Here is a 15,452-nt window from a genome sequence, read left to right on the forward strand (position 1 = left end):
CTACCTTCCTCCCTTTAGCTTATTTTCGTTCAAGGATGAACATTGCTGCCTCTTTTAAGGGGCCTAACTCTCTTGAGCGCAGCACATAAGCATAATCTCCAATGGCTGCTGAAAAAACAGAAGCAATGGACCCATGGTATATTAAGAGGTCTTCATATTTTTCCAGGATTTCCTGTTGGTTATGACGATGCTCAAAATGATCCCTTGTTTTTCTACCGGCATAAGCTACATAATGGTGGTGATCTATGGTTTTGGGCACATCCATTCCCAAAACAACTTGAGCATAAAGATCATAATAGTTGAAATCATCTGCATAATTAAAAATATCCATGGAAAGACCGCCGGGTGGCCTAACATTAACCTCAAGGGCAATTAATTGTTGCTCAGGAGTTCTGAAAAATTCAATATGAAAGAATCGCTCCTTTAGTTCAAAAGACTTTACTACGTTACTCCCTAATTCTATCAGATCTTCAGGGATTTGTCGTAAATTGTGGTAAAACATGTCCAAATCTTCATTGACCGTTTCCATAACCCCTTTATCAAAAATAAAAGTAGAAGCAAATACGATGTTTCCGTTTTGGTCTGTCAGTCCGTCGAAGGTGTGAATTTCACCTGTGATAAATTCTTCCATAATATAGGGGACGGAGAGCTTTTTTGAAAAGAAAAGTTCTAGTTCTTTCATGGAATGAATTTTATAAGTATGACTGGCACCGACACCACAATCTGGCTTAAGGCACAGAGGAAAACCTATTTCCGCTGTTAACTGACAAGCCTCTTCAAAAGTACCGACAGGTTTACCTTCGGCGACAGGAATACCATTTTTTTGGAAGATTTTTTTCATTTTCGACTTATATTTAATAAGAGGCATATCTTGGCGTTTTAAACCTGTCACGTTGAAATCACTTCGAAGGCATGCATCCTGTTCTAGCCAATGTTCATTATGAGATTCTATGCGTTGGATCTTGCCGTACCTGTGAGTAAAATAACCACAAGCTCGAAGCATTTCGTTATAGTTCTCTAAATCCTTCACCAAGTAGTACTCGGTTAAAGATTCCTTTAAGCTTAAGCTTAGTGAATCATAAGGCTCCGATCCAATTCCAAGGACGGAGCAACCTCTTTGGCGAAGTGCTTCGACAAAGTATTGGTAGTTAGAAGGGAAAGAAGGGGAGATAAAGACATAGTTCATAACAATCACTCCTCATCTAGTATATTGGTGATTAGACTATTGTATCATAATTCTGAAATAATTTAAATGAGGAAGTCTTCAAATTAAGGGTGGCTTTCTGATATAATAGAAAAAACAAAGAGGAGAAAGTAAAATAGCAGGGAGGCATTGAAAAATGAAGCTAACAATAGATCAAGTCATAAGAGAATCAATAAAATCCATAGAAAAAAATAGAGCGCTTTTAATAGACTTAAGTAGATATATTCATCAGCATCCAGAGACGGCATTTCAAGAATTTAAAGCATCAGAGAGAATAGCGAGGATATTAAAGCAAGTGGGTTTTCAAGTAGATCGGAATATTTCAGGCATTTCTACAGCATTCAAAGCTACTTATCGTAGCAAAAAAGATGGTCCAAGGATTGCTTTTTTGGCTGAATATGATGCATTGCCTGAGATAGGACACGCCTGCGGACACAATTTAATTGCTGCCAGCTCAGTGGGTGCTGCCATAGGGCTTAAAGAGTTGGTGGAAGAAACAGGTGGATCTGTAATACTTCTGGGAACACCAGCAGAGGAGAATGGAGGTGGTAAAATTCTGCTGCTTCATGGTGGTGCTTTTGAAGATATTGACTTTTCGCTGATGATGCATCCATCCAATCGATCTCTTATTGGTAGAAATAGCACGGCTTGTTGTGAGTTGATTTTAGAGTTTTATGGTCATTCTGCACATTCATCCAAGCCAGAGGAAGGTATTGATGCCCTTTATCCTTTAATACAAGTATTTAATCGAATTAAGCATCTACAGTCAACACATCCGCCTCAAGTAAAAATTAATGGAATTATTACGGCGGGAGGCACAGCTTCTAATGTGATTGTAGATAAATCTTGTGGTAAATTCTTAATCCGAGGGGCTAAAAGAGACGAGGTGCAAATGGTTATAGATCAGCTTACCGGCTTTGCGGCCCAAGAAGCCAAAAAAACAGGCGCTAGATTTGCTTTTGATCATGATGAAATTTATGCTGAACGATATCCAAATCAAGTATTGGAAGAACGATTCAAAGCATATATGGAAAAACAGGGAGAGAAAATGGAAGTGGCAGATCCCAAAGAAGCTGCTGGATCTTCTGATATAGGAAATATATCAATAGAGATGCCTGTTATTCACCCCTATGTAGCGATTACAGAACCTGATGTGGCTCAGCATACAAGAGAATATGCAGAAGCCAGCGCCTCCAAAAGAGCAGAAGATATGATGCTAAAAAGTGCGATAGCGTTAATGGCCGTTGGCTATGAATTATTACTGGATGAAAAACTGCAACAAGCAACTTTGGAAACATTCAGAAAATCTGATTAATCGACGTGACAATCGTATCGATCATCGTAAGAAGAACATTGATAGCGCCTGGTTGGTTTTCGGATGAAGCTGATTATAAAGAGGCCAAAAACAAATCCACCAATATGGGCCCACCAGGCAATGCCACCACCCAAGTCACTTTGTCCCAGTGCAGATAGTCCGGACATTATTTGAGAGATAAACCAAATTCCCATGAAAAACAAAGCGGGAACCTTGATAAATAAAGGGATCCATAGTAAAGGAACTAAGGTTGTGATGCGAGCCAAGGGAAATAAGACCACGTAAGCTCCCATTACAGCAGCGATGGCTCCTGAGGCACCGATAACAGGAATAGGAGAAAGCATATTGAAGACAAAATGGATTAGTGATGCAAAGATACCTGCAAAAATATAGAAAAACAGGTATTTAAAATGTCCTACGCTGTCTTCTACATTGTCACCAAAAAGCCAGAGACTCCACATATTGCTAATCAAGTGAAACCAACTTCCGTGCATAAAAAGACTGCTAAAAATCGGGAAAACCCATTCAATGGGTAGTGACTGAAGACCGTCACGAAGGATAGCGGAAAATCGGACGGGGATAAAGCCAAACTGGATAACGAAAAAATGGGCTTGTTGAGGATGGAGGGTTTGCATATAGAGGAAGACCCCGATATTTGCGGCAATAAGAAGGTACGTGATATAGGGAGTGGTACGGCTGGGAACGCTGTCACGTATTGGAATCATTAAATATCATCCTCCAAGTTTGAAATACGGATCAATAGGATGGATTTTGGGTTTAACACAAAACATCCAAGATCACTTTATGAATGGATACCCATGATGGAAGACATCGAAACTAAGAGAGGAGATAAGAAATGGAAATGTTGGTAAGGGAAGCATTTGAGAGTCAGCGACAGTTTTTTGATGAAGGAAATACAAAAAAATTGCTTTTTCGTATCAGAAGCCTGAGGGCACTGAAAAAATCTGTTCAGAGGAAGGAAAAGGAAATAATTCAAGCTTTAGCCAAAGATTTATCAAAACCTGATTTCGAAAGCTTTTCTGCAGAACTTGCAATGTTTTATGAAGAAGTAAACCATGCCATCCACAAGGTGCGATCCTGGTCAAAACCAGAGAAGAAAAAAACTCCTTGGGTGATGGAGCCAGGGAAATCGTGGATACGTCCAGAACCGAAAGGAGTTGTTTTAATTATAAGTCCTTGGAACTATCCTTTTCAGCTATTGATGGTTCCACTTGTTGGAGCCATAGCTGCTGGTAATTGTGCAATGGTAAAACCATCGGATAAAACACCTCATACGTCAAAGGTGGCTACAGAAATTATTCAACAAACCTTTGATCCAGCGTATATTACTTCGATACAGGGGTCAGGATCAGAGGTGGGGAATATGTTGGTAGAACAATTCTCTTTTGATCATATTTTTTTCACAGGTAGCACTGAAGTTGGTAAAAAAATTATGGCGAGGGCAGCTACGCATCTGACGCCTGTGACCCTTGAACTGGGAGGTAAAAGTCCAGCTATTGTCATGGAAGATGCTAAACTGGATGTAACAGCCAGACGTATTGTATGGGGTAAGTTTATGAATGCTGGTCAGACCTGCGTTGCACCAGATTATGTACTGGTTCAGGAAGCCATAAAAGAAAAGCTTATGGTGGAGTTGGTTGGTGTTATAAAAGAGTTTTATGGTGAAGAGCCACAAAAATCCAAAGATTATGCACGTATTGTAAATCAACAACGATTTGATAAGCTTTTAAGCTTTTTAAAAGAGGGCAATATTAGAAGCGGAGGCAGATACGATAGAGAACACTTGTATATGGAACCTAGTATTTTAGATGAGGTAACATTGGAGAGCATAGTGATGAAAGAAGAAATTTTCGGTCCTATCTTACCAATATTATCTTTTCGAGAAAACAAAGAAATTATTTCCATGGTGAGAAAAAATAGGAATCCTTTAGCTTTGTATCTGTTTACGGAAAATAGAAAAAACGAAGAAATTATTTTTAATCAATTGGAGTTCGGTGGTGGGTGCATCAACAATTGCATCATTCATGTGGCTAGTCAGCATCTACCTTTTGGTGGGGTGAAAACCAGCGGGATGGGTAGGTATCATGGGAAAGATAGTTTTGATACCTTTTCAAACTATAAGTCTGTGGTTCGTTCAAACACGTTAATAGACCCAAGTATTAAGTATCCTCCATATCATAAAAAAAGCATATCATGGTTGAAAAAGTTGTTATAAACATAGTAAGAGGACGCACTTTAGTGCGCCCTCCATGCATCAAGCAGATGAATAGACTATTTCACCACCAGAACGCTGGCCTTTGTTTCCTGAATAACCGCATTACTAACGCTTCCTAGGAATATTTTTTTAAGCCCACCGATTCCCCGATTACCAATGATAACCATATCATAGTTTTCTTCATCGGCTATTCTTGATATTGTGTGGGAGGGGTGGCCTTCTTCTAAGATAATAGTGGGTCGAATCCCTTTTTCATAAAATTTTGATGCATAATCGTCTAGCATTTTTTTGTGTTTGTCGACCATGTTTTGTTGAAGTTCTTTTAATCTTTGAAAATCATCTTCGCTGGGGTAATACCCTTCACCCGTTGCAATCCAGTAATTTTTTTCCACATTTTCATAGACGTGAATCAGACTAATCTCGTTGAGACCACAACCAGATGCAATTTCTAGGGCTTTGTTCATTGCTTTTATGCTTTGTTTTGACCCATCAACGCATACCAATAATTTCATTCAAAACACTTCCTTTCCAGTTGAAAAGATGACTAAAGGATAGAATAATATATTCATATGTAGTAAAATCAATACCCAGCAAAAGGGGGGTTCACTCAAAGATAGAGAGGATTAGGAAATTATCAACAGGAGGCATGAATATGCAACATATCGTTCACATTATTATTGAAGCTGGAAAAACAGGAGTAGAATTATCACTTTATATTATTTTGCCAATCATGGTTGTTATGATGGCCGTTATGAAAGTGTTGGATGAAAAGGGATTTTTACAGAAAACCGCTACTTTAATGGCACCAGCTCTTTCGAAGGTAGGGCTGCCAGGGATGGGGGTTTTTGCCATCATACAAATGCTGTTTATAAGTTTTGCAGCTCCAGTATCCACACTAAAGCTGATGGAGGAAGATAGAGAAATCAGCGATGCTAAAATTGGAGCTACGATAGCGGCGGTTTTGGTGATGGCACAAGCCAATGCAGCATTTCCCTTGGCTGTAGTTGGACTTAATATTCCAATTGGCATAATAACTTCGTTAATAAGTGGTTTTGCAGCGAGCTTAATGGCGTATAAGATGATCGATACTACGTGTTCTGGTGATCAGGACAAGAGGATGATTAGTAAAGAGCAGGTAAAGTCACAAGAACAACTAGTTAAAGGGAAAAAGGGAATTATTTCCATCTTATTTCAAGGTGGAGAAGAAGGAATGATTATTGCGGTAAAGTCAATGCCTCCTCTCATTCTGGCTGTATTTTTGGTGAATATAATGCGAGACATAGGTGCCATAGGATGGTTAGAGATATGGGCGGCTCCTTTGATGGAAGCTATAGGAATACCAGGAATTGCTGTCCTTCCAATTGTCACTAAGTTTATTGCAGGTGGAACCGCCATGATGGCTATTGTGATTGAATTAATGAACGATGGAGCCATGTCTGTAGCTGAACTGAATAGAATTGCTGGCTTTACATTGAATCCACTGGATCCAGTAGGCGTTGCTATTTTAATGGCGGCTGGACAGCGGGTTACTCGTGTGGCAAGACCTGCGATGATGGCTGCGGCAATGGGGATTGTCCTGCGTGGAATTCTACATCTCATCATATTTTAAAGAATAGAAGGATCGAAAATCCAGCTTCTCACCTCAGTAATTATGGTGAAATCTAGGGATCGGTATTGATTGAAGATAATTGATAGAAAGCTTTGTTTTCAATCCGCTTGCAGTCCTGAATTCAGAACTATATAATGGAGGTAGGATAATTAGATGAATTTGACCATAATGATACATAGAAAGAAGAAATAAAGTCCCAAGGTTATAGGATTGAATATTTGAGCATAAGGAGGAAAATCAAGTGCAAATTATTACAGACAGTTCATGCGACTTACCGAAAGAAATAATTGAAAAATATAATGTTTTGGTGGCTCCTCTTCGCATTGAAATTGATGGAAAAGATTATGTGGATGGTGTTGACTTGAGCCATCAAGATTTTTACAGAAAAATGAAAGACTCCCCTACAATTCCTAAAACATCACAGCCATCTCCTCAAACATTGATGGATCGCTTTAAAGAAGGACTGAAAAACAGTGAGGAAGTTCTTAGTATTCACCTATCTTCTCGATTAAGTGGCACCATAGAAGGGGCCCATCAAGCTCGACAAGAAACAGGAGGAAACATAGAAATATTTGATACGCTTACAGGTTCCATAGGGGTGGGAATGCAAGTTTTAAAAGCGTGTCAGTTAGCAAAAGAAGGGCTGGAAACATCTGAAATTATTGAAAAGATTAAAGCTTATCGAGATCAAATGAGAGTAGTTGTTTATTTAGAAACTTTGGAGAATTCAGTGAAAGGTGGACGAGTGAGCAAACCAAAAGAATTTGTAGCCAACTTACTGAATTTAAAGCCTGTGGTTCATGTAGAAGATGGATATGTACGGGTACTAAAAACACTTCGTGGAAAAAAGAAAGCAATTCGAGTATTATTGGATGAAATGGAAAAAAAGAAAAAGGATTACAGCGATCAAGTTGTAGCCATCACCCATTGTGATTGCTTAGAAGAGGCGGAAGCATTGAAAGATGAAATTATACAGCGTTTTAATCCATCAGAGGTAATGTTAACGACGATGGGACCAGTAATTGGAACTCATGCCGGTATTGGTGGGTTGTTAGTTTGTTTTTAAGGTAGCGGCTATCTTTCTTAGGGAAATGCCTACCACTTTTTTAAGAGGTATGTTATAATTCAAAATGAGTGAAGATACAAATGCAATCCTTAACTCAAAATATCACCAATGAAAAAGGAGGCAGTTTAATGTCAGAGAAAGGTGCTAACAATCCGTTTGTAATTGCACAGCAGCAGGTTAAATCAGCATGTGACAAGCTGGGTACACCGCAGGAAGTATACGAAATCCTTAAAAATCCAATTCGTGTTCTGGAAGTTGCCATTCCAGTAAAAATGGATAATGGAAGTATTAAAACCTTTGTAGGTTATCGGTCTCAGCATAACGATGCAGTAGGTCCCTTTAAAGGTGGCGTACGTTTTCATCAAGATGTGAATGAAGACGAGGTGAAAGCCTTATCTACTTGGATGACTTTTAAATGCGGTGTTGTTGGAGTTCCTTATGGCGGAGGCAAAGGCGGTGTTATTGCTGATCCTTTCGAGTTGTCAGAAGGTGAACTGGAACGATTGGCAAGAGGATATGCCCGAGCAATTGCTCCTATCATTGGAGAGAAAGTTGATATACCAGCTCCAGATGTAGGAACTAATGGTCAAGTAATGGCTTGGATGGTGGATGAATACGAAAAAACTACTGGAAGATTTGAGCCAGGCGTATTTACAGGAAAACCTGTTAGTTATTATGGTTCTTTAGCTCGTACGGAAGCAACTGGATTTGGTGTGGCTATTATGGCACGTGCTGCAGCTGAAAAACTGAATTTGAACCTAGATGGAATTCGTGTAGCGGTTCAAGGTTTTGGGAATGTTGGAACCTATGCGGCTATGTATATGGAAGAAATGGGTGCAAAAGTGGTTGCTGTATCTGACGTTTCTTGCACGCTAGTGAACAATAATGGGTTAAACATTAAAGAATTAATGGACTATGCGAAAGACAATAAAAATAGAATGATCACTGGTTTCTCTGGTGCAGAAGAAGAGATTGATCGAAATGCAATTATTGGTATGGATGTAGACGTCTTGATGCCATGCGCCCTTGAGAATGTATTTACATCTGAAACAGCGGACCAAGTAAAAGCAAAAATTGTGTGCGAAGGTGCCAATGGTCCAACAACACCAGAAGGCGATAAAATCATGAATGACAAGGGGATCTTAGTGATTCCAGACATTCTAGCCAACGCTGGTGGCGTAACAGTGTCCTATTTCGAATGGGTACAGAATTTAATGCGCTACAACTGGACTTTTGAAGAAGTTCAAGAAAAGCAAGAAAAAGCTATGAATAAGGCTTTTGATGACATTTGGAAATTGATGGATGACCATAAAGTTGAGATGAGAACAGCAGCTTATATGATGTCCATTAAACGTGTTGCAGATGCGATGAAACTTCGTGGTTGGTACTAGGTTTTAATGATTCTAAACCGTCTCTTTAATAAAGAGGCGGTTTTCTTGTACTTGATCTTTTTTTAGGATAATCTTATCATGAAGAGAATCATTGAATAAGGAGATGAAGATATGCTGGCAGCGACCAAGGTGTTTATAAATGGACATATACATACAATGGATGGTGAGAGTTGCGAAGCCGTAGCTTTTCAGGGAGATAGAATCTTAAAAGTAGGAGATAAAAAAGAGGTGATGAAAACCATAGGCGAAAACACAGAGGTGATAGACATGGGTGGTAAAACCATGTTACCTGGTTTTATTGATACCCATACCCATTTAGTAGGATATGGTATTTCATTACAGACAGTAGATTTAAGCAATGTAAAATCGATTGATGAATTGATTAACCTATGTCAACGTTATCTTGAAAAGAACCCTTTACCGAAAGGACATTGGCTTATTGGACGAGGCTGGAATCAGAATAACTTTATTTCAAAGCCTAAATTTCCGGATCGTCATGACTTAGATCAGATTAGCATCAAGCATCCTATTTTGTTGTTGCGGGTATGTGGTCATATAGGATCTACTAATACCATGGCATTAAAGGAAGTTGGGGTGACGGAAGATACATTCATAGCTGGCGGATCCTTTGACCATGATTTGTCTGGAGAGCCAAATGGAGTTATTCGTGAAGCTTCTCTTGAATGGTTTAAAAAGAATCGATGTTTTACCGACGGACATTCATATATTCGAAAAGGCATCGAGAAAGGATCGGCTGAGTTGCTTAAATATGGGGTTACATCTGTCCATACAGAAGATTCTTATGACCTTGGGTATAGTGGCAGTTTCGAAGCTATAGCAGAAACGTATCAAAAAATGGCATCTGATGGAGAACTGCCAATACGAGTCTATCAAAAAATATCCCTTCCTAAAAAAGAAGATATTCAAGAATTTCTTAAACAGAGTTTGAGAACAGGGCAGGGAGATGATTCCTATAGAATTGGACCAATGAAGCAATGGTGCGATGGAACCATTGGAGCTAGAACAGCAGCACTTAGGGAAGGATATTCAGATGATTCCACAAACAAGGGGATTCTAGTTTATGAAAAAGAAGAGTTGTTGAAAAATGTACGAATGGCTCACCAGGCAGATATGCAAGTTTGTCTCCATGCCATTGGTGACGCAGCTCTTGAAATGGTAATTGAAATCTATGAACAAGTTCAGTTTGAGTCGCCTAAAGAGTTGCGACATAGGATTGTTCATTGTCAGGTAGGGGATCAAGGGTTATATGAAAGGCTTAAGTCGCTAGATGTCTGTTTAAACATACAAACAGCTCAAACAGCAACGGATTGGCCAATGATGAACAGTCGTCTAGGAAGCAAAAGGGAGAGGGATTGTCATAATTGGAGAACCTTAACGGATATGGGGATATGCTTGACAGGAGGGTCGGATATTCCTGTGGAGGATCCAGATGTTTTCTATGGCATATACGCAGCCGTTAACCGAAAAGATAAAGATGGAAAACCGGAGAATGGTTGGTTGTCAGAACAAAGCCTAACAGTGGAGGAAGCCATTAAAACCTATACCGTTAATGCAGCTTATTCTTCCTTCGAAGAAGCGTTAAAAGGCAGCATTTCCCCTGGGAAATTAGCGGATGTTATTGTGGTAGATAAGGATCCATTTGCGATAGCACCCATGGATATAAAAGATGTAAAAGTAGAAATGACAATTGTTGGCGGAGAAATTAAATGGAAAAAAGAATCGCTTCACGTTTTTTGATCCTCATGTTACAATGATAAACAGTTGCTATTTCGGCAGTAAATTAACTGAAAATCCAGGAGGTAAAGTATGAGTACCATTAATCGATTTAAGGGAAAAGAAGAGTTTGATGCAATTAAATCTCAGATTAGGACTACTATTCAAACTGCATTTTATCAGAACAATGTTCAATCTGTTAAGACCGTAGCTCAAGCCTATCAACTTGCAAAAAAAAGCCCTGGCACCATATCCTTAACAGGAATCCCTATTTATGAACCAGAAAAACAAGGATTACCAGAAGATGCACATGCACTACTCTTTAATGATGGGAACACCTTTGGAAGAGCCGCAGCAGCTAGGCGCATCGCTGGAGATCCAGATGTAGACTTAACTTACTATTCAGCCTTGATTCGTGATGCGATTTATGATACACGGAAAAAATCTTTATATCATGGAGACGTGATTATTGGTTTGCATCGAAATTTCATGGTGAAAGCTCATTTGTTGATCCCAGAAAATCACGAAAATATATTTTATAGTTGGTTGCTAAATTTTCAGTACGTAAACGAAGTTTACTCAGAGATGTATAAGTACTCGAAAAAAATTCCAGAAGGCGATATTATCATTTTTAGTGATCCAGACTGGTCCCATCCAAACCACCCTATGGGCCTTACGTTTTTTGATCCAACGCATAACTGTGCGGCTATTCTTGGAATGAAGTATTTTGGTGAATACAAAAAAGGGACCTTAACATTAGCGTGGGGAACAGCAGCTAGAAATGGTTATGCGGCCTGTCATGGTGGATTAAAGTGCTACAATTTACCTGGAAAAAAGAATACTATTGCAGTTTTTGGACTCTCTGGATCTGGAAAATCTACGATTACCCATGCAAAGCATGAAAACAAATACAATGTAACAGTTCTCCATGACGATGCCTTTATTATTAATATAGAAGACAAGACTTCCATTGCCTTGGAGCCGACCTACTTTGACAAAACCCAGGATTATCCTATGAATTGCGAGGATAATAAATATATTTTAACGATACAAAATAATGGTGCTATTATGTATGAGGACGGAAAAATTTATCCAGTTACTGAAGATTTAAGAAACGGAAATGGACGGGCTATTAAGTCCAAGCTATGGGCGGCAGATCGGGTAGATAGAATAGATGACCCAATTAACTCTATCTTCTGGATTATGAAAGACCCAACCATGCCGCCAATAATCAAGTTAAAAGGAGCAGCGCTTGGGTCTGTGATGGGAGCGACGCTAGCAACCAAGAGAAGTTCAGCGGAAAAACTTCCTGAAGGTGTAAATCCAGATCAATTAGTGGTAGAACCCTATGCAAATCCATTTCGAACATATCCCTTAAGCGTGGATTACAAATTGTTTAAAAGTTTGTTTGAGGCAGGTGTTGACTGCTATGTGATTAACACAGGTCATTTTATGGGGAAAAAAGTAAAACCAGAACACACCTTAAGTATTATTGAATCTATTATAGAAGATAAAGCTGAATTTGTTAAATGGGAGCCTTTTGAAGAGATGGAAATCATGAAAATTGAAGGCTTTGAAGCAGATCTTGAAGACCCTGAATATCGTAAAGCGTTTATGATTCATTTTGTACAGCGGATTCAATATGTAGAATCAAGAAGGACTGTTAAAAATGGAGTGGATGCGTTGCCCGCCGAAGCGGTGAAATCGTTGTATGCCGTTATGTCAGAGCTTCATGGTGATGAAGACAAGAAATTACAGGAACAACTTTTGAATGGGGACCATGAAATAAAATAAGACAAAGAAAAGAAGCTGGCTATGCGTTGATTTGGCCAGCTTCTTTTCTTTATTGTTGGGATAAAATTGCTTCTGCGATTCTAGGAATCACTTGTTTTTTTCTAGAAATCACTCCAGGAACAAAGGTTCCTTGATCTATATGGAAAGAAAAAGCAGTGGATAATAAGTTTCTAGCTTTAGTGACATAATATACATAAGAACCTTCTTTTAAAATATCCGTAACCAGTAATAAAACCATGTAGTAACGTCCATCATCCTTGACCTTTTCCATTAAAGCTTGTAAGCTTTTTCTTTGATTACTTATCTCCTGTAAGTCCAGGGTGAACACTTGGCTAATGCCGATTTTTTCTCCCTCCAGATAAAATGATTTGAAATCTTCAAAGAAAACGTCCTCGGTGCTTTGTCCTTCTAGAGAGGTGCCAGCTTGAAACATTTCCATTGCATAGCTTTCTAGGTTAAGATTTAATAGCTTATTTAGGAATAAAACGGTATCTCGATCCTGAGAAGTAGTGGTAGGAGACTTGAAATAAAGGGTATCAGATAAAATACCAGAAATCAATATGCCTGCTATTTTATAGGGGATCGAAATGCAGGCTTCCTGGTACATTTCTGCAATAATAGTGCAAGTGCTGCCAACAGGCTTGTTTCGAAAGTTGATTGGTGTACTGGTAGAAATATCCCCTATTTTATGATGATCGATGACTTCTAAAATTTGTGCTTCCTCAAGTCCTTCTGCGCTCTGATTGGATTCATTATGATCAACAAGAATCACTTTTTTTCGCTCAGGAGCCATTAAATGTTTCCGGTTAATAAATCCAACAAACCGATTGCAGGCATCTACCACAGGGTAGTTTCTGAAATGTGTAGAGGCCAGCTCATCTTTTAACTCTTCTAAATACTGGGTATCAATAAATTTAATGATATTACCGGAACGCATAATGGTGGAGACGTAATTACATTGGTCGATGATTTTAGCCGTATAGAAGGTATCCTGCGGAACGGATAAAATGGATACATGATTATCATTGGCCATTTCAAGCAGCTCTTGAGGAAGAGTATTGCTTCCTGTAAGAATGATGAGTTGTACACCGGATTCGATAGCATGTTGAATCACATCATATCGATCTCCTACAATAATAATACTGTTAGCCCCTAAGGTGCCTTGAATTGTTTTATAATAAAAAGCAATAACAGAAATATAACCATTGATTTGTGTACATTGTTCTGTTAACAATGTCCCCCCCAAAGTAGTAGCTAGATTTCGAAGTGAAGTGTTTAGTTGATAAAAATTGCCTTTAATCAAGCCCATGGCAATATCTTTCATGCTTAAGATTCCTAGAAGTTTTTGAGATTCATCCAAAACCGCCAGTGTTTCAAAGTTGTTATGTACCATGGTTTGATAGGCTGTTAAAATAGAGCATTCTGGGGTGATTCCTTGTGTAAAGTCATATTGGATATCCCGCACTTGTATTTTAACATTATCAATTTTTCTCGGAATCGGTAGGTGGAAATAATCTAAAACAAATTGGGTTTCTTTGTTTACAGAATCTAAGCGACAGGGACATGCATCCAATCCTTGTTGTTTCTTTAAATAGGCCAGAGCAATGGCAGCAGCAATGGAATCTGTATCTGGATGCTGGTGCCCAAAAACATAAATAGACATAAAGCGCCTCCTAAAATAGAGTGACTCAAATAAGCAGTCACCGTATTATAACAAAAAACAAAGAAAAAACCCACCTTAGGGACGCGGTAGTGATGAAACAAAATAAACTTAGGAATTTTTAGAGGAATCTAATAATTCTTGTCGAATAGTAAACCTATAAAGATTGTTATAAAGTCGTGGGGAAATAATCAAATGGATGTGATGGCATAATGAGGAAAACTAGAACAAGGGTCATCAAATTTGGGTATGTTCTGGTGATTGTTTTTATTTTTACAGCTTTCGCCAGTTCTATCTATTATGCCATGAATCTTCAAAAGACACATCAAGGCTTGGCGGAAAAGAATATTAATATGATCCTTATGATTAGTGATTTAAAGGGGAGAATCACATCACAGCAGTATCACTTAGCAAATTTTTATGAGCGAAACGATCCACATAGTTTATACTTTATTGAACAAAATAATAAGCATATTACAAAAATATTAAGAGAACTCTTTGATTTTGACCTTACACAAGAGGAATACCATTGGTTAAATGTTATCAATAAAAGCTATGAATCTTCTAAAATCAACGTGATTTCTCTGACTGCTTACTATAGTGGAGACAAAGAGACACTTCGAAATGCGTACACGACATCTATTAATACCATGAGTGTGGCTATAAATTTTTCGGATCAATTAACTGGAATTTTACATAATGATTATGAGCGTAAAAGGATTGAGAATGATCAAAAATTTACACACTCTATTGCCATTACTTCGATAGGGGCTTTGGTAGCACTTGTTTCTTCATTCTATTTTTTTGGATTTTTAAGTCAACGTCTAGAGGAATTGGAAATCCAGGGAACCAAGGATGGATTAACAGGAATATACAATAAAAAAACCATCACAACCATTATGGAACTACTGATTAAAAATAATAGGAATGAGCAAAATGGTCTTTCAGCAGCATTCCTTGATATCGATCATTTCAAAACCGTTAATGATCGATATGGGCATTTAGCAGGAGATATGATTCTGAGGGATTTGGCATTGATTATTCAGAAATCCATTAGAAGCAAGGATTTTTGTGGCCGTTTTGGAGGAGAAGAATTTTTAATTCTACTAACCAATACGAACGCTAAAGAATCATGGCTTGCCTGTGAGCGAATTCGAAGGGCCATAGAGTCGACAGATTTTTTGATCGACGATAACTGCATTAAAATATCCGTAACCATAGGGCTTGCGTTTGCCAAGACTAGAGATAGTACAGATGGATTGATACGAAGAGCGGATCAACAATTATATCAGGGGAAAAAGAATGGCCGTAATCGGACGGAAAGCGAGAGCTTTTTTGAAGAAGATCAGAACAATACGGGTGGACCCACTGGAAAAACAAGGTGTTTTACTTTTTTTGATCACACTGAATTTAAGGCTGTAAATCCTATTATAAAAGAATAAA

At 38.5% G+C, this 15,452-nt stretch carries 12 protein-coding genes; 8 read left to right on the forward strand and 4 right to left on the reverse strand.

The genetic code is table 11. The annotated features are described in order from the left end of the window. Window positions 1–19: 19 nt before the first annotated feature. Complete coding sequence (locus ACZ47N_RS11690; RefSeq protein ID WP_464886719.1) at window positions 20–1,186, reverse strand: ATP-grasp domain-containing protein; 1,167 nt, start codon at window positions 1,184–1,186, stop codon at window positions 20–22. Between the two features lie 154 nt (window positions 1,187–1,340). Here ACZ47N_RS11690 and ACZ47N_RS11695 point away from each other — a divergent pair, with 154 nt between their 5' ends. Then, a complete protein-coding gene (locus tag ACZ47N_RS11695) occupies window positions 1,341–2,519 on the forward strand; it encodes an amidohydrolase (RefSeq protein WP_464886720.1) in 1,179 nt (392 codons plus the stop codon). On the opposite strand, the gene ACZ47N_RS11700 is transcribed toward ACZ47N_RS11695, so the two are convergent. Next, window positions 2,516–3,244 carry a rhomboid family intramembrane serine protease gene (locus tag ACZ47N_RS11700; RefSeq protein ID WP_464886721.1) on the reverse strand — a complete coding sequence of 243 codons (729 nt, stop codon included), beginning with the start codon at window positions 3,242–3,244 and terminating at the stop codon, window positions 2,516–2,518. The genes ACZ47N_RS11695 and ACZ47N_RS11700 overlap by 4 nt on opposite strands. A 131-nt stretch (window positions 3,245–3,375) precedes the next feature. On the opposite strand from ACZ47N_RS11700, the gene ACZ47N_RS11705 reads away from it, so the two are divergent. Continuing rightward, window positions 3,376–4,755, forward strand: a complete 1,380-nt coding sequence (locus ACZ47N_RS11705; protein WP_464886722.1) for an aldehyde dehydrogenase — start codon at window positions 3,376–3,378, stop codon at window positions 4,753–4,755. 56 nt (window positions 4,756–4,811) lie between these two features. Here ACZ47N_RS11705 and ACZ47N_RS11710 read toward each other — a convergent pair whose 3' ends face one another. Continuing rightward, a complete protein-coding gene (locus ACZ47N_RS11710; RefSeq protein WP_464886723.1) occupies window positions 4,812–5,267 on the reverse strand; it encodes a universal stress protein in 456 nt (151 codons plus the stop codon). A gap of 140 nt (window positions 5,268–5,407) precedes the next feature. On the opposite strand from ACZ47N_RS11710, the gene ACZ47N_RS11715 reads away from it, so the two are divergent. From ACZ47N_RS11715 to ACZ47N_RS11735, 5 genes are all read left to right on the forward strand, one after another. Beyond that, window positions 5,408–6,364 (forward strand): nucleoside recognition family protein, encoded by a 957-nt coding sequence (locus tag ACZ47N_RS11715; RefSeq protein WP_464886724.1) that lies wholly within the window; start codon window positions 5,408–5,410, stop codon window positions 6,362–6,364. A gap of 241 nt (window positions 6,365–6,605) precedes the next feature. After that, on the forward strand, window positions 6,606–7,430 hold the full coding sequence (locus tag ACZ47N_RS11720; protein WP_464886725.1) for a DegV family protein: 825 nt from the start codon (window positions 6,606–6,608) through the stop codon (window positions 7,428–7,430). A gap of 128 nt (window positions 7,431–7,558) precedes the next feature. Then, window positions 7,559–8,821: a Glu/Leu/Phe/Val family dehydrogenase gene (locus tag ACZ47N_RS11725; RefSeq protein WP_464886726.1), complete on the forward strand. Its 1,263-nt coding sequence runs from the start codon at window positions 7,559–7,561 to the stop codon at window positions 8,819–8,821. Between the two features lie 111 nt (window positions 8,822–8,932). Then, window positions 8,933–10,579 carry an amidohydrolase gene (locus ACZ47N_RS11730; RefSeq protein ID WP_464886727.1) on the forward strand — a complete coding sequence of 549 codons (1,647 nt, stop codon included), beginning with the start codon at window positions 8,933–8,935 and terminating at the stop codon, window positions 10,577–10,579. A 69-nt stretch (window positions 10,580–10,648) separates the two neighbouring features. Further along, window positions 10,649–12,349, forward strand: coding sequence for a phosphoenolpyruvate carboxykinase (ATP) (locus ACZ47N_RS11735; protein WP_464886728.1), 1,701 nt, complete (start codon window positions 10,649–10,651; stop codon window positions 12,347–12,349). 49 nt (window positions 12,350–12,398) lie between these two features. Here ACZ47N_RS11735 and ACZ47N_RS11740 read toward each other — a convergent pair whose 3' ends face one another. Then, the gene (locus tag ACZ47N_RS11740; RefSeq protein ID WP_464886729.1) at window positions 12,399–14,012 is read right to left on the reverse strand and encodes a putative manganese-dependent inorganic diphosphatase; all 1,614 of its coding nucleotides are present in this window, start codon (window positions 14,010–14,012) and stop codon (window positions 12,399–12,401) included. Window positions 14,013–14,221: 209 nt separating this feature from the next. Between ACZ47N_RS11740 and ACZ47N_RS11745 the strand changes: the two genes are divergently transcribed. After that, window positions 14,222–15,451 (forward strand): GGDEF domain-containing protein, encoded by a 1,230-nt coding sequence (locus tag ACZ47N_RS11745; protein WP_464886730.1) that lies wholly within the window; start codon window positions 14,222–14,224, stop codon window positions 15,449–15,451. Window position 15,452: the final 1 nt, after the last annotated feature.

It is taken from the genome of Tindallia texcoconensis (genome assembly GCF_055383815.1).

Coding starts and splice junctions, on each gene's coding strand:
- ACZ47N_RS11690 (WP_464886719.1), bottom strand. CDS start 1,186: ATGAACTATGTCTTTATCTCCCCTTCTTTCCCTTCTAACTACCAATAC.
- ACZ47N_RS11695 (WP_464886720.1), top strand. CDS start 1,341: ATGAAGCTAACAATAGATCAAGTCATAAGAGAATCAATAAAATCCATA.
- ACZ47N_RS11700 (WP_464886721.1), bottom strand. CDS start 3,244: ATGATTCCAATACGTGACAGCGTTCCCAGCCGTACCACTCCCTATATC.
- ACZ47N_RS11705 (WP_464886722.1), top strand. CDS start 3,376: ATGGAAATGTTGGTAAGGGAAGCATTTGAGAGTCAGCGACAGTTTTTT.
- ACZ47N_RS11710 (WP_464886723.1), bottom strand. CDS start 5,267: ATGAAATTATTGGTATGCGTTGATGGGTCAAAACAAAGCATAAAAGCA.
- ACZ47N_RS11715 (WP_464886724.1), top strand. CDS start 5,408: ATGCAACATATCGTTCACATTATTATTGAAGCTGGAAAAACAGGAGTA.
- ACZ47N_RS11725 (WP_464886726.1), top strand. CDS start 7,559: ATGTCAGAGAAAGGTGCTAACAATCCGTTTGTAATTGCACAGCAGCAG.
- ACZ47N_RS11730 (WP_464886727.1), top strand. CDS start 8,933: ATGCTGGCAGCGACCAAGGTGTTTATAAATGGACATATACATACAATG.
- ACZ47N_RS11735 (WP_464886728.1), top strand. CDS start 10,649: ATGAGTACCATTAATCGATTTAAGGGAAAAGAAGAGTTTGATGCAATT.
- ACZ47N_RS11740 (WP_464886729.1), bottom strand. CDS start 14,012: ATGTCTATTTATGTTTTTGGGCACCAGCATCCAGATACAGATTCCATT.
- ACZ47N_RS11745 (WP_464886730.1), top strand. CDS start 14,222: ATGAGGAAAACTAGAACAAGGGTCATCAAATTTGGGTATGTTCTGGTG.